Genomic DNA, 12875 nt, shown 5'->3' on the forward strand with positions numbered 1-12875 from the left:
TGTGTCATCTCATGCAGACGATGAACATGCAGATGCGCGGATTGGGGAGGGCGGCGTGATGGATATTTTCAACCCCGTCGTGCTGATTCCGGTCTATGACCACGAACACGCAATTGGTGATGTCGTCAGAGCGGTGCTGGCGCATGATGTGCCGTGCATGCTGATCGACGATGGCAGTTCACCCATGTGTGCCGCTGTATTGGATGAGCTTGCAAGGGAATATCGCGAAAACGTCTCACTGGTGCGCCATGAGAAGAATCGTGGCAAGGGAGATGCCGTCATGACCGGCATTCACAGCGCAGAACGTGAGGGATACACGCATGCCCTGCAAATCGATGCAGATGGTCAGCATCGCGTTGAGGATATTCCAGGTTTTCTGGCCGCCGCACGACAGCAACCGCATGCTGTCATTGCAGGTTATCCGGTATATGACGAATCAGTGCCGGCGATCAGATTGTATGGGCGTTATGCCACTCATATCTGGGTATGGATCAATACACTTTCCATGGAAATACGGGATTCGATGTGTGGTTTCCGTGTCTATCCGATTGCACCGGTCACGGCACTGGCCGCACGACAGAAGCTCGGCGGGCGCATGCATTTCGATACCGATATCTTGGTACGTCTTTTCTGGGATGGCATAAGCGTGGTCAATCTGCCGACGCGTGTCGTCTATCCAGCGGATGGTGTTTCGCATTTCCGCGTTTGGCTGGATAACATCCTGATCGCACGCATGCATGCGACGCTCTTTTTCGGCATGCTGCCGCGTATTCCACGTTTGCTGGCACGTAAATGGCGGGCGCAATGAGCAATGGGCAAAACAGGCATTGGGCCAATGTTGAAGAGGCCGGATTTGTTGCCGGTATGCGATTCCTGTTTTTCGTGTATCGCGCATGTGGCCGCTGGCCTTTCCGCTTCGTGCTTTATCCGGTGTTGCTCTGGTACATGGTGACCAGGCCTTCGTCACGAAAGGCATCGCGTGATTATCTTTGTCGCATAGATCGTTTCTCGCCGATCGATACCGGCCTGACGGGCATCATTTGCCATTTTCGTTCTTTCGCTGAAACCCTGCTGGACAAGATGTTGTTGTGGGGCGGCCTGTACAGGACGGACGAGGTTGTCTGTCATGGAGTAGAGGATATCGAGAGAATGATTGCGGGAAAGCGGGGCGCATTATTGATCTGCTCGCATTTAGGCAATCTTGAATTGTGTCGGGTGTTGTCGCGTCGTCACGCAGCGATACGGCTGACCATTCTGGTCCACACCAAGCATGCGCGCGCCTTCAACCGCATGCTGGCGCGCTTGAATCCCGACAGCACGCTTGATCTGGTGCAGGTCACCGAGATGACGCCACATACGGCGATGCTGCTTTCCAGAAAAGTGGAGGCCGGCGAATTCGTCGTTATCGCAGGAGACCGCATCCCGGTTTCAATCAATCCGCAGGTCGCCACGGCCGATTTTCTCGGCGACCAGGCGGCATTTCCGGTGGGACCGTACATACTGGCTGGCGCGTTGCAGTGCCCGATCTATTTACTGTTTTCCATTCAACGCAATGGCCGTCCCGAAGTACATTTCGAATTGCTGCGTGAATCGGTGAAATTACCCCGGAAAGGGCGCAGCGAGGCATTGCTTCCGCTGGTGACCGATTATGCAGTGCGCTTGCAGCATTACTGCCTGCAGGCGCCATTGCAATGGTTTAATTTTTACGATTTTTGGCATTTGTCCAGACTGGAATCCACTGATGCATCCCGCTGATATCAATATTCCCCAACGCGAGATCAAATTTGACCGGAATCGCCTTGCGATCGAAGACGTTACAGATATCGCCAAGGGAACCGCTCGCGCAGTTCTATCGAATGACCCGACATTCCGGGAACAGATTGCACGCGGAGCAGACTTCCTGGACAGGTTGTTGCGCGAGGACGGCATCATCTATGGCGTGACGACGGGATACGGGGATTCATGCACGGTCGCCATCCCGCATGATCTGGTGGAGGAACTGCCGCATCATCTGTTTACTTATCACGGCTGTGGTTTGGGCTCGTATCTGACGCCGCAGCAGACACGTGCGGTAATGGCCGCACGTCTTGCCTCGTTGAGCAAGGGGTTTTCCGGCGTTTCGGTCGAGCTGTTGGTACAGATAGAGAAATTGCTTGCGGCCGGTTTGCTGCCATTGATTCCATCCGAAGGTTCAGTCGGGGCCAGTGGCGATCTGACCCCGCTTTCTTATTTGGCTGCCGTGCTGTGCGGTGAACGGGAAGTGTGGCGCGACGGCATGCATGTCAGTGCGAAGCAGGCAATGCAGGAAGCGGGAATATCGCCGATTCGTTTGAGGCCGAAAGAAGGTCTGGCGATCATGAATGGTACGGCAGTAATGACGGCATTGGCCTGCCTTGCCTATGATCGCGCTGCATATCTGACCAGGTTGACGACGCGCATTACGGCAATGGCATCGTTTGCACTGGATGGCAATGCGCATCATTTCGACGAGGTTCTTTTTTCTGTCAAACCACACCAAGGCATGCAGCAGGTTGCGGCCTGGCTGCGTCAGGACCTGCAATGCGACAAGGCGGAACGAAATGGCAAGCGCCTGCAGGACCGCTATTCGATTCGTTGCGCGCCGCATGTGATCGGCGTGCTGGCGGATGCATTGCCGTTTTTCCGACTGAGCATCGAAAACGAGCTGAACAGCGCGAATGACAATCCGATCATCGATGCGGAAGAGGAAACGGTCCTGCACGGCGGGCATTTCTATGGCGGACATATCGCATTTGCGATGGATGGCATGAAAAACGCCGTCGCCAATCTGGCGGACTTGCTGGATCGGCAGATGGCATTGTTGGTGGACAGTCGTTACAACCATGGCTTGCCGCCGAATCTTTCGGGGGCGCAGGGCGACAGGGCGGCGATTAACCATGGGTTGAAGGCACTACAGATCAGTGCTTCCGCATGGACGGCAGAAGCCTTGAAATTGACGATGCCTGCATCGGTCTTTTCTCGTTCGACCGAGTGCCACAATCAGGACAAGGTCAGCATGGGAACAATCGCGGCGCGCGATTGCCTGCGCGTTCTGGAATTGACGGAGCAGGTTGCGGCTGCCTTGTTGATTACCGTCCGACAAGGCGTCACCTTGCGACAGCGCCTGCAGTCTGATGCAGTACTGCGTGAGCCATTGTCGAAAATGATGGAGATGCTCGATTCGGATGTTGCCTTGATTGTGGAAGATCGTCGCCTCGAGCCGGAGTTGCGTGCATTGCTTGAACGTATCCGCAATCAGTCGTGGAGCCTGTATGCGCAGGAAAAATAATTCCCGCTGGTGGGCGGAGGCGGAAATTCGTGTGCAATTCTTCGATCTGGATCCGATGCAGGTTGTCTGGCACGGGAATTATGTGCGTTATCTGGAAATCGTGCGCTGTGCCTTGCTGGATCGTATCGATTACAACTATGAGGCAATGAATGCTTCGGGATATATCTGGCCGATCATCGATATGCAATTGCGTTATACAGGTCCTGCCAGATTCGGCAAGCTTCTGAAATTGCGTGCCGATCTGATTGAATGGGAAAACTGCATGAAGATCGAATACCTGATCACGGATGCCGAAACAGGAGCGCGCTTGACACGTGCCAGTACGACGCAAGTTGCCATCGACATGAAAAATGAAGAGATGTGTTTCGCTTCTCCGGCCATCTTGTTTGAAAAACTAGGACTGACCCCACCGGTATGAAGAATTTTTTCCTTGTTGTTGCCATGACACTCATTGCCAATCTGAGCCAGGCTGCTGCACCGATCAGTGAAATCCAGTCCATGCTGGATAAGCCCCAGGTATTGTGCGGCCGTTTTGATCAGGTCAAGAAACTGTCCGGGATGAAAAAACCGTTGTCGTCGAATGGACGGTTTTGTGTCGTGACGGGAAAGGGCGTGCTATGGCGAACGTTGCATCCCTTTCCCGATACCCTGAAGTTGACGAAGGACGAAATTATTCACTATCAGGGCGACCGCGTTGCCATGCGCCTCGACGCCAATCAGGAGCCAACGGTGCGTACGATCAACAGCGTGCTGTTCTCGTTATTGTCTGGCGACTTGTCTCAACTGGAGACATTGTTCGATGTGGAAGGCAACACGGATAAAAAGGCATGGCGCGTCACGCTGAGAGCGAAACAACCCGCATTGGCAAAGGTGATTGGCGCCATTACGCTGAAGGGGGACAGTCGCGTTCAGAGCGTGCATTTTGATGAGGCAAGCGGGGACACAACAGATATCGTGTTTTCCGCCATGCAAACGGGAGAGGCGGCAATGCTGCCGGAAGAAGCCGCGCTATTCTGATGAATCGTAAAAGTCTCACGTTGGTCTGGGCGCTGGTGGTATGTCTGCTGCTCGGACATAACGCCTACTTGTGGCTGGTAAAACGTATCGCGCCGGATACCGATATTCTGGCCTTGTTGCCGTTGCAGGAACGTGATCCTGTCTTGCAGCGCTCGTTTGCACACATGATCGAATCTGCGCAGCAGCGTGTCATCGTGCTGGTCGGCGCCAGGGGCTGGAATGATGCAATGCGCGCGGCCGATGCCTATACGGATGTTCTGAAAAACGAACCGGATGCGATTAGCCTGTCGCAAGTGACGGATCAGATGCAAGGGGACTGGCTGGCCCAGTTCCGGAAACATGCGGCTGTTTTACTGACCTCTGCGCAGGAGGAGCAATTGCGGAGTCAGCCGCCGCAGTTCTGGCTGGACACGGCGCGAGCAGGGTTATATGGCATGTTTTCCGGACCGAAAGTCGGTGCGTGGCAGGATGATCCATTTGGCCTGCTGGGCGGCTGGGTGCAGGAGCGCGCAAGAGAAACGCCGGTACGTCCTCGAGACGGGCGTTTGGCCGTTTCGAATGCCGACCGGCATTATGTATTGCTGCCGATGATGCTGAATGTGCCCGCATTTTCGATGAGTGCGCAGGAAACAGTGCTGCCACTGCTCGATCATGCTGCACAGGCAGCGCGCCATGCGGTACCGACGGCGGACATCATCGCTTCGGGCGTGGTGTTGCACACAGCGGCAGCGGGCGAACAGGCAGCGCGCGAAGTATCGCTCATCGGAGCCGGTTCGCTGGTCGGTATTGCGTTGCTGACGTGGCTTGCATTTCGGTCGATCAAGCCGATTGGCCTGGTGTTGCTGTCGATCGGCATTGGTTGTCTGGGAGCGCTGTCGATCTGCTGGATATTGTTTGGACGGATTCATTTGCTGACGCTTGTGTTCGGAGCCAGCTTGATTGGTGTGGCGCAGGACTACGGCATTTATTTCCTTTGCCATCGCTTGAATGCCGACGAACGCCTGGATTCGGTGGCCCTTCTCAGAAAACTGTTGCCAGGGTTGGGACTGACCTTGCTTGCCGCCGTGATCGGATATGCAGGACTGGCATTGACGCCTTTTCCGGGCTTGCGGCAAATGGCATTGTTCTCGGCATTGGGATTGATATTCGCATGGCTGACCGTGGTGTGCTGGTTTCCTTCATTGATCGCCGGTGGCAGGCTCAGAGGGGGCGTGCTGGTGATGAAATACGGTGCGCTGCTGAAAAGCTGGCCGCCGCGATGTGCAGGGCATGGAAAGTTTCTGGTGGCAGGCTTGCTCTTGCTGGGCATGTTGCTTGCGGCCGGCTTGTCACGTTTGGATGCGAATGACGATATTCGCCAGTTACAGAATCCACCCAGACATCTGGTGGAAGACCAGATGAAATTGAATAAATTGCTGGATGCGGCTTCGCCAGTCCAGTTTTTCCTGGTCCGCGGCATCTCCACAGAGGAAGTGCTGCAGCGCGAGGAGGCATTGAAGCATCGGCTCGATCCGTTGATTGCCGATGGAAAAATCAGCGGATATCAGGCGATGTCGAATTGGGTGCCATCGGTACGGACGCAGGAGGAAAGAAAATCCCTGCTGGAAGAAAAGCTGTACCAGCCGGGGGGACCGTTGGCGAAATTGGCCAGGGAAACGGGTGAGGACGGGGCATGGGTGGAAAGAACGCGCGATCGTCTTCTGAAAACAACGGGCGTGCTGACGGTCGATGATTTTCTGAAAACGCCAGCGAGTGAACCGTGGCGGCATTTGTGGCTGGGTAATGTCGACGGGGAGGTGGCCGGCATTGTGGCGTTGCGCGGTCTGCATGTCACGGAATTCGGTACCCTGAAACAAGTCGCTCGCGATTTGCCCGGCGTGCAATGGGTGGACAAGGTCGATGAAATTTCTTCCGTGCTGGGACGATATCGTCAATACATGATGCTTGTGTTGTTGGGTGCCTATGCGGTGGTCTTTCTTGTATTGTCGCTACGTTACCGTTTCGCTGCCTGGCGCGTGCTGGGCCCGGTGGCATTGGCCAGTATCGCTACGTTGGCAATGCTCGGATTCTTCGGACAGGATCTGCAATTGTTTCATGTACTGGCGTTGATGCTGCTGCTCGGGGTTGGTGTGGATTACGGCATTTTCATGCAGGAACATCCGGGCAGGGATAGTACGGTTCCATGGCTTGCCGTCGGCCTGTCGGCGGCAAATACGATTCTGTCATTCGGCTTGCTTGCGTTGAGTCATACGCCGGCCTTGCACGCTTTCGGACTGACGATGCTGATCGGTATTTTGCTGGTATGGATAACGGTGCCATGCTTCGGGAAAAGGCGTGCCGACGATATGCAGCCATGGAGGCAGCAATGAAGCATTGCTGGGCAAGTTTCCTGTTGCTGCTGTTGCTTGTCGGCTGTGCGACACAGCCGCAATCCCATCCGGAACGCCTGGGATTGCGGCTGGCGCCTGAAACACTGGGCATCTCGATTGCCCGGCAACAGCATTTGAAAGTCGAACGAGAAGGACGGGTCGACGAGTTGAACGTGGCCCTTGAAATTGATTCTTCGCATCTTGAAATGGTCGGTCTGGCTTTCGGGCAACGGGTATTGAGCCTTCATTACGATGGCAAGGAGCTGCATTCGTGGAGGCATGTGATGCTGCCTGCACAGGTGCATGCCGAGGATGTCCTTGAAGATGTGCAGTTGACTCTCTGGCCTGAACAGGCGATCGCCAGCGCGTTGCCGTCCGGATGGACGATCGAGGATGCGGGATTGCAGCGTACGCTCTATCTGGATGGTAAGCCCGTTACCGTGATCCATTACCAGGCATTGCCGCACTGGAGTAGTCCCACAGTGGTACTGGAAAATTTGCGTTACCGGTATCGGTTGACAATCCAGTCCGTGCCGGCCGGGCCGTGACCCAACAGATCGGAACAGGAATGATGCTGTACTTGAATGAATGTGGGCTCGTGTGCGCCTTGGGAGATACGCATGACATGATCAAGGAACGTATGTTCGATCGTGTCCGGAGTGGCGTGACGTTGACTGACGCTTGGAGTGCAGGACGTGCGTTGCCAGTCGGCGAAGTGAAGACGGCATTGCCATCGATGGCCAACTGGCCTGTTGAATATCGCAGCCGGAACAATGCGCTCGCGCTGGCGGCACTGGCACAAATTCGTGCAGCCGTTGATGACGCTATCGCAGAATTTGGCCCGGTTCGAATCGGCATCGTGATCGGCACTAGCACTTCCGGAATCGCGGAAACAGAAATCGCCATGCGCCGGCAAGCGGAAGACGGACAGTTCCCGCAAGCGTTTCATTATGCCCAGCAGGAAATGGGCTCTCCGGCAACGATGCTGGCGACCGAACTCGGCACGGCCGGACCGGCGTATGTGCAATCCAGCGCCTGTTCTTCCAGTGCCAAGGCGCTGGCAAGCGCGGCTCGTTTGCTGAACATGGGTGTGTGCGATGCAGTGTTGTGTGGTGGAGTCGATTCGATGTGCTCTTTCACGATAGCGGGCTTTTCGGCGCTGGAATCGGTCAGCCGGGAACGCTGCAATCCCTTGAGCGTGAATCGCAACGGTATCAATATCGGCGAAGGGGCGGCCCTGTTCCTGATGACGCGCAAGGCCTCGGCCATCGCCTTGTGTGGCTGGGGCGAATCTTCCGACGGGCATCATATGTCTGCACCAGATCCCACGGGCAGTGGAGCACGCCTTGCGATAGAGCAGGCGTTGATGCGTGCGGGAGTCGCTGCATCGGGGATTGACTATATCAACATGCACGGCACTGCCACGATCCAGAACGATGCAATGGAATCACGGATGGTGAACGATATTTTCGGCGGAGAGGTGGCAGTCAGTTCGACGAAGCCGTTGACCGGCCATGCACTGGGAGCTGCAGCGGCCATTGAGGCGGCGCTATGCTGGCTGGCGATGCAGGACGACAACAATGATGGAAAATTGCCGCCGCACTTGTGGGATGGCGTGGCCGATCCGGCATTGCCCATGCTGAATACCGTAACACCCGGAATGCGACTTGGAAGGCCGCTGAAACATGCATTGAGCAGTTCATTTGCATTTGGCGGCTCCAATGCGGCGTTGGTCTTGAGAAGAAGCGAATGAGTTTGCCGGATATACGAGCGCTGGTTCCTCATGCGGGGCGCATGGTTCTGCTCGATCGCCTGGTTTCCGTGGGGGAAGAGTCATTGTGTGCGGAGATCGTGATCGGCGAAAGAACGGTTTTTTGCGATGGCCAAGGCGTGGGAGCATGGATAGGTGTCGAATACATGGCGCAAGCGGTGGCTGCATTTGCGGGATACGAAGCCAGGCTGAAAGGAAGTATGGTCAAGGTAGGATTTTTTCTCGGAACGCGCAGTTACGAAAGTGATTGCCACAATTTCACGGTTGGAAGCAGGTTGCATGTTTTTGTGCAACGTGCGCTGCAGGGCGAAAACGGCCTGGGCGCATTTGAATGCAGGATCGAAGACGCAGAAGCCGGCAGGGGAGTGTTGGCCAAGGCGACGATTACGGTTTTTCAACCGGATGATGTTCAGGAATTTTTGCAGGGAGTCAAAAAAGGTTCAGCATGAATAAAAGCATTCTGGTTACAGGATCGTCGCGCGGCATTGGCAAGGCAATTGCCTTGCGATTGGCGCGCGATGGTTACGATATCGTTCTGCATTGCCGAAGCCGGCGCGCCGAAGCCGATGCGGTTGCACAGTCGATTGTTGCGATGGGGCGTGTAGCGCGCGTGCTGCAGTTCGATATCGGCGATCGTGATATTGCGTCACAAGCACTCTCGGAAGATGTGGAAAAGCATGGCTGCTATCACGGCATCGTCTGCAATGCGGGGCTGGTGCGTGACAATGCATTCCCTGCCATGTCCGGCGAGGACTGGGATGTCGTGCTGCGATCCAATCTAGACGGTTTTTATAATGTTCTGAATCCGTTGGTCATGCCGATGGTGCGGCGTCGCCAACCCGGCCGCATTGTCACGCTGGCCTCGGTGTCCGGTTTGATCGGCAATCGTGGGCAAGTGAATTACAGTGCGGCGAAGGCAGGAATCATCGGTGCAACCAAGGCATTGGCAATAGAGTTGGCAAGCCGCGAGATCACGGTCAATTGTGTTGCGCCGGGATTGATCGAGACCGACATGATAGAAGGTGCGCCACTGGAAGAGGCATTGAAGATGATTCCTGCAAGACGAATCGGAAAGCCGGATGAAGTCGCAGCTGCAGTCAGTTTCCTGATCAGCGAGGAAGCGGCCTACATTACCCGACAGGTGATTTCAGTCAACGGAGGATTGGCGTGAATCATCGTGTTGTCGTTACTGGAATGGCGGGTATCAGTCCGATAGGCAATGACTGGCATGCTATTCGTGCCCGCTTGGGAGAATATCGAAACGGCGTGGTGAGGATGGAAGAGTGGGCCGACTACGAGGGCCTGAATACGCGGCTTGGTGCGCCTGCCGTGCCGTTTTCCCTGTCGGATCGATTCAATCGGAAGACCATGCGCAGCATGGGACGCATTGCACTCATGGCTACCTGCGCAAGCGAAATGGCCTTGCAGGATGCGGGATTGCTCGACGATCCATTGCTGCAAAGCGGGAAAATGGGCGTGTCCTTTGGATCGTCGGCGGGGACGCCGAGCGCTATCGGCGATTTTGGCCGCATGATGGAAGAGCGAACGACCAAGGGCATCAATGCGACGACCTATATCAAGATGATGGCGCACACGGCGCCGGTCAACATCGGTGTTTTCTTCGGTGTGACCGGGCGCGTGTTCACGACATCGAGCGCGTGTACCTCCGGCAGTCAGGGGATCGGATATGCCTATGAAGCGATTCGAACCGGCAAGCAACTGGCAATGATCGCCGGTGGCGCCGAAGAATTGTGTGCAACCGAGGCAGCGGTTTTCGATACATTGTTCGCAACCAGTGTCCGCAATGACGAACCGGCGATTACCCCAAGACCCTTCGACGCAAATCGGGATGGCCTGGTCATCGGGGAAGGCGCCGGCTGTCTGATACTGGAAGAGCTGGAACATGCCAAGGCGCGCGGCGCCACTATTTATGCGGAAGTGGTCGGTTTCGGTACGAATAGCGACGGCTGTCACGTGACGCAACCGAATGCCGAGACGATGAAAATTGCGATGCAACTGGCGCTGGATGACGCAAGATTACAGGCTGCGGATATTGGTTATGTCAATGCACATGGAACCGGAACCATGCAGGGTGATATTGCCGAATCCCAGGCGACATTCGGCGTATTCGGACGGAACGTACCGATCAGTTCGTTGAAGAGTTACATGGGACATACGCTGGGCGCATGCGGGGCGCTGGAAGCCTGGATCAGCATCGAGATGATGCGTGACGGTTGGTTTGCACCGACGATCAATCTGGAGAAGATCGATCCGCAATGCGCAGAACTGGACTATATCGTCGATGCGGGGCGGACAATCGCATGTGATTACGTGATGTCGAACAATTTTGCCTTTGGTGGAATCAATACATCCTTGATCTTCAAGCGGTACTGCTGAACGAATGGGCGTGATGAAAAGGCAATGCCAGAATTCTTAACTGTTGGGGAGTGACATGAAAAAGCTGATTGGTTTCTTGATGATTGCCGGGCTGGGAGCGGTTATCGTATTGCCGGCGCAGGCGCGTGACGACAAATTGCTGCTGTCGATTGAAGATGCGTTGAATGCCAGCAGCAGCAAGGAAAAGCTCGATGGATCCGTCAAATTTTATTTTGGCAACCAGCGAACTCCCAAGGTTCTGAAAAAACTGGGAAGCGATGCAAGCAACAAGAAGACGAATGCGTTCGGCAAGTCGGATGAAGATGCATGCCAATGGGCTTTTCTTTCCGCGATGCTTTCGCTTGAACAACGCGCCAAGCAGTTGGGCGCCAATGCGGTTGTGAACATCGAGAGCAATTACAAGAAAGTGGTGATGTCGAGCGAGACACAATACGAATGTCATGCCGGTGCGATCATGGCTGGCGTCGCATTGAAGGGCGACTTTGTCAAGATTTCGGGAAAATAATGCGACGAGTGCGACGGTATGGCTGGTTGATGCCGATGCCGTCGACGATCGGAGATTGCAGTCCTGCATGAACTGGCTTGGGCCGGAAGAACTGGCGCGCCATGCGACATTCATGCGGCCACGGCGCCAGCGGCAGTTTCTGATCGGGCGCATCCTGCTGAGGTTTGCTGCAGGGCGTTTGCTTGGCGTCGATCCGGCATCGATCATGCTCACGGAGCGCAAAAACGATGCGCCGTTTTTGCGCAATGTTCCTTCTTCCCTCGGATACAGTGTGTCGCATAGTGGCCCGTGGGTCGCCTGTGCGGTCAGCCGAAAAGTGGCTTTGGGGCTGGATGTTGAAATGCGCGATGCAAGCCGGGACGTGATGGCGTTGGCGGAAGCCGTGTTCGATACCGATGAATGCGCATTGCTGAATGCGAAAGAGGGCATGCTGCAAATAACAGCCTTTTATGAACGATGGAGTATGCGAGAAGCCGCCTTCAAGCTCGCTGCGCGAGGGTATCAGGATGGTAGGCATTTCTCCTTCTTTCCCCATCCGAAAATTTCGATGGTGCTGTGCAGCGCACAGCCTTTGGACGAAACTTTTTTCCACGACTGCACGGAAGAAGAGGGAGACGGGCCTTTTTCGGTGCAGTAACGCGGCATACTCCCATGCCGCCACATTCCTGCCTTATTCCTTGTAATACATTTCATTGACGAACCCATGCGGCGCAACGAACGCCCCCAGCACGCGCTTGTCGCTCTTGCCGTAATACTCGTGCCACCAGCGCGCGGCTTGCCAGATCGCTTCCGGGCAGCTGGAACGGCTTTCGAGACCGGGCGTCAGGTCGAAGCCGTTGGCGGCGAAGGCGGTTTCCAGCATCGCTGCCGATGGCATGCCGACGCCATCGCCGAGCGGATTGGCGGGAATGCCGGTACCCCATGCATACTGTACCCAGCGCAGCAGCAGTGCGGACAGGTCGATCGTCAGGCGCTCGGTTTCGAGGCGGGACAGGCTTTTCTTGATGTCTTGTGCGGCGATCGGGAAGGAGAGCAGCGCCAGGTTCGGCAGGAATTCGGGTGACGCAAGCTGCGACAGCTTGCCGTGCTGGATTGCATTGGTCGTCGGTGCATAGCCGAATGGTGGATACCATTCGGCCGGCGCGAGCGAGACGCCGATGGTTTCGCTCATGCCGATATCCGTCTTCAATGCCGGAATGAAGTAGGCGGCGGACCAGGCGCTGGTCGACAGGTCGGGGCGCACGTGCGCCTGCGCCAGACGCAGGCGGAACGACAGAGGATCGCTGCCGCCTGTCAGCAGCACGAGCGCGTTGTCGCTGCTTTCTGCCAACGGGCTTTTTTTCATCGCGCGGGCGATCCAGGCAAGATTGCTTTCCTTGGCGGAGCGGCGCTCCAGCTTTTCCACAAGTGGGTTTGCACCCTTGGCGGGCGAGTTGCGGTTGATGGCGCTCATGATCGTTTTCTCCCTGTGAATGTCGTTGCGTATTGCGCCGCTTGTTTTCACGGCTT

Annotated in this window: 14 protein-coding genes; 13 read left to right on the forward strand and 1 reads right to left on the reverse strand. The window is 55.8% G+C overall.

The genetic code is table 11. From position 1 onward, the window contains the following. The first annotated feature begins 58 nt into the window (after nt 1-58). The 13 genes from IEV40_RS07430 (at nt 59) to IEV40_RS07490 (ending at nt 12003) form a co-directional block, all read left to right on the forward strand. Nucleotides 59-808 (forward strand): glycosyltransferase family 2 protein, encoded by a 750-nt coding sequence (locus IEV40_RS07430; RefSeq protein WP_188420355.1) that lies wholly within the window; start codon nt 59-61, stop codon nt 806-808. Next, entirely contained in the window at nt 805-1755 is a 951-nt protein-coding gene (locus IEV40_RS07435) for a lysophospholipid acyltransferase family protein (protein WP_188420356.1), read from the forward strand. Before IEV40_RS07430 ends, IEV40_RS07435 begins: the two co-directional genes overlap by 4 nt. Continuing rightward, nucleotides 1742-3307: an HAL/PAL/TAL family ammonia-lyase gene (locus IEV40_RS07440; RefSeq protein ID WP_188420357.1), complete on the forward strand. Its 1566-nt coding sequence runs from the start codon at nt 1742-1744 to the stop codon at nt 3305-3307. The genes IEV40_RS07435 and IEV40_RS07440 overlap by 14 nt, the downstream gene beginning before the upstream one ends. Then, a complete protein-coding gene (locus IEV40_RS07445) occupies nt 3291-3725 on the forward strand; it encodes an acyl-CoA thioesterase (protein ID WP_188421124.1) in 435 nt (144 codons plus the stop codon). Before IEV40_RS07440 ends, IEV40_RS07445 begins: the two co-directional genes overlap by 17 nt. Beyond that, complete coding sequence (locus tag IEV40_RS07450) at nt 3722-4324, forward strand: LolA family protein (protein WP_188420358.1); 603 nt, start codon at nt 3722-3724, stop codon at nt 4322-4324. Before IEV40_RS07445 ends, IEV40_RS07450 begins: the two co-directional genes overlap by 4 nt. Before the next feature lie 194 nt (nt 4325-4518). After that, on the forward strand, nt 4519-6693 hold the full coding sequence (locus IEV40_RS07455; protein ID WP_229724015.1) for an MMPL family transporter: 2175 nt from the start codon (nt 4519-4521) through the stop codon (nt 6691-6693). Next, entirely contained in the window at nt 6678-7241 is a 564-nt protein-coding gene (locus tag IEV40_RS07460) for a DUF3261 domain-containing protein (protein ID WP_229724016.1), read from the forward strand. The genes IEV40_RS07455 and IEV40_RS07460 overlap by 16 nt, the downstream gene beginning before the upstream one ends. 23 nt (nt 7242-7264) lie before the next feature. Then, nucleotides 7265-8446, forward strand: coding sequence for a beta-ketoacyl-ACP synthase (locus IEV40_RS07465; RefSeq protein WP_371870049.1), 1182 nt, complete (start codon nt 7265-7267; stop codon nt 8444-8446). Continuing rightward, nucleotides 8443-8913 carry a hotdog family protein gene (locus tag IEV40_RS07470; protein WP_188420360.1) on the forward strand — a complete coding sequence of 157 codons (471 nt, stop codon included), beginning with the start codon at nt 8443-8445 and terminating at the stop codon, nt 8911-8913. The genes IEV40_RS07465 and IEV40_RS07470 overlap by 4 nt, the downstream gene beginning before the upstream one ends. After that, nucleotides 8910-9635, forward strand: coding sequence for a 3-oxoacyl-ACP reductase FabG (fabG, locus tag IEV40_RS07475; RefSeq protein WP_188420361.1), 726 nt, complete (start codon nt 8910-8912; stop codon nt 9633-9635). The genes IEV40_RS07470 and fabG overlap by 4 nt, the downstream gene beginning before the upstream one ends. After that, nucleotides 9632-10861 carry a beta-ketoacyl-ACP synthase gene (locus tag IEV40_RS07480; protein WP_188420362.1) on the forward strand — a complete coding sequence of 410 codons (1230 nt, stop codon included), beginning with the start codon at nt 9632-9634 and terminating at the stop codon, nt 10859-10861. The genes fabG and IEV40_RS07480 overlap by 4 nt, the downstream gene beginning before the upstream one ends. Before the next feature lie 55 nt (nt 10862-10916). Next, nucleotides 10917-11366, forward strand: a complete 450-nt coding sequence (locus IEV40_RS07485; protein ID WP_188420363.1) for a heavy metal-binding domain-containing protein — start codon at nt 10917-10919, stop codon at nt 11364-11366. A gap of 55 nt (nt 11367-11421) precedes the next feature. Further along, nucleotides 11422-12003, forward strand: a complete 582-nt coding sequence (locus IEV40_RS07490; protein ID WP_371870041.1) for a 4'-phosphopantetheinyl transferase family protein — start codon at nt 11422-11424, stop codon at nt 12001-12003. A gap of 33 nt (nt 12004-12036) precedes the next feature. Here the strand turns inward: IEV40_RS07490 and IEV40_RS07495 are convergent, their stop codons facing one another. Further along, entirely contained in the window at nt 12037-12819 is a 783-nt protein-coding gene (locus tag IEV40_RS07495) for a hypothetical protein (protein ID WP_188420365.1), read from the reverse strand. Between the last annotated feature and the right edge of the window lie 56 nt (nt 12820-12875).

The organism is Oxalicibacterium solurbis, assembly GCF_014635845.1.
Lineage (GTDB): Bacteria > Pseudomonadota > Gammaproteobacteria > Burkholderiales > Burkholderiaceae_D > Oxalicibacterium > Oxalicibacterium solurbis.

Coding starts and splice junctions, on each gene's coding strand:
- IEV40_RS07430 (WP_188420355.1), top strand. CDS start 59: ATGGATATTTTCAACCCCGTCGTGCTGATTCCGGTCTATGACCACGAA.
- IEV40_RS07435 (WP_188420356.1), top strand. CDS start 805: ATGAGCAATGGGCAAAACAGGCATTGGGCCAATGTTGAAGAGGCCGGA.
- IEV40_RS07440 (WP_188420357.1), top strand. CDS start 1,742: ATGCATCCCGCTGATATCAATATTCCCCAACGCGAGATCAAATTTGAC.
- IEV40_RS07445 (WP_188421124.1), top strand. CDS start 3,291: ATGCGCAGGAAAAATAATTCCCGCTGGTGGGCGGAGGCGGAAATTCGT.
- IEV40_RS07450 (WP_188420358.1), top strand. CDS start 3,722: ATGAAGAATTTTTTCCTTGTTGTTGCCATGACACTCATTGCCAATCTG.
- IEV40_RS07460 (WP_229724016.1), top strand. CDS start 6,678: ATGGAGGCAGCAATGAAGCATTGCTGGGCAAGTTTCCTGTTGCTGCTG.
- IEV40_RS07465 (WP_371870049.1), top strand. CDS start 7,265: ATGCTGTACTTGAATGAATGTGGGCTCGTGTGCGCCTTGGGAGATACG.
- IEV40_RS07470 (WP_188420360.1), top strand. CDS start 8,443: ATGAGTTTGCCGGATATACGAGCGCTGGTTCCTCATGCGGGGCGCATG.
- fabG (WP_188420361.1), top strand. CDS start 8,910: ATGAATAAAAGCATTCTGGTTACAGGATCGTCGCGCGGCATTGGCAAG.
- IEV40_RS07485 (WP_188420363.1), top strand. CDS start 10,917: ATGAAAAAGCTGATTGGTTTCTTGATGATTGCCGGGCTGGGAGCGGTT.
- IEV40_RS07495 (WP_188420365.1), bottom strand. CDS start 12,819: ATGAGCGCCATCAACCGCAACTCGCCCGCCAAGGGTGCAAACCCACTT.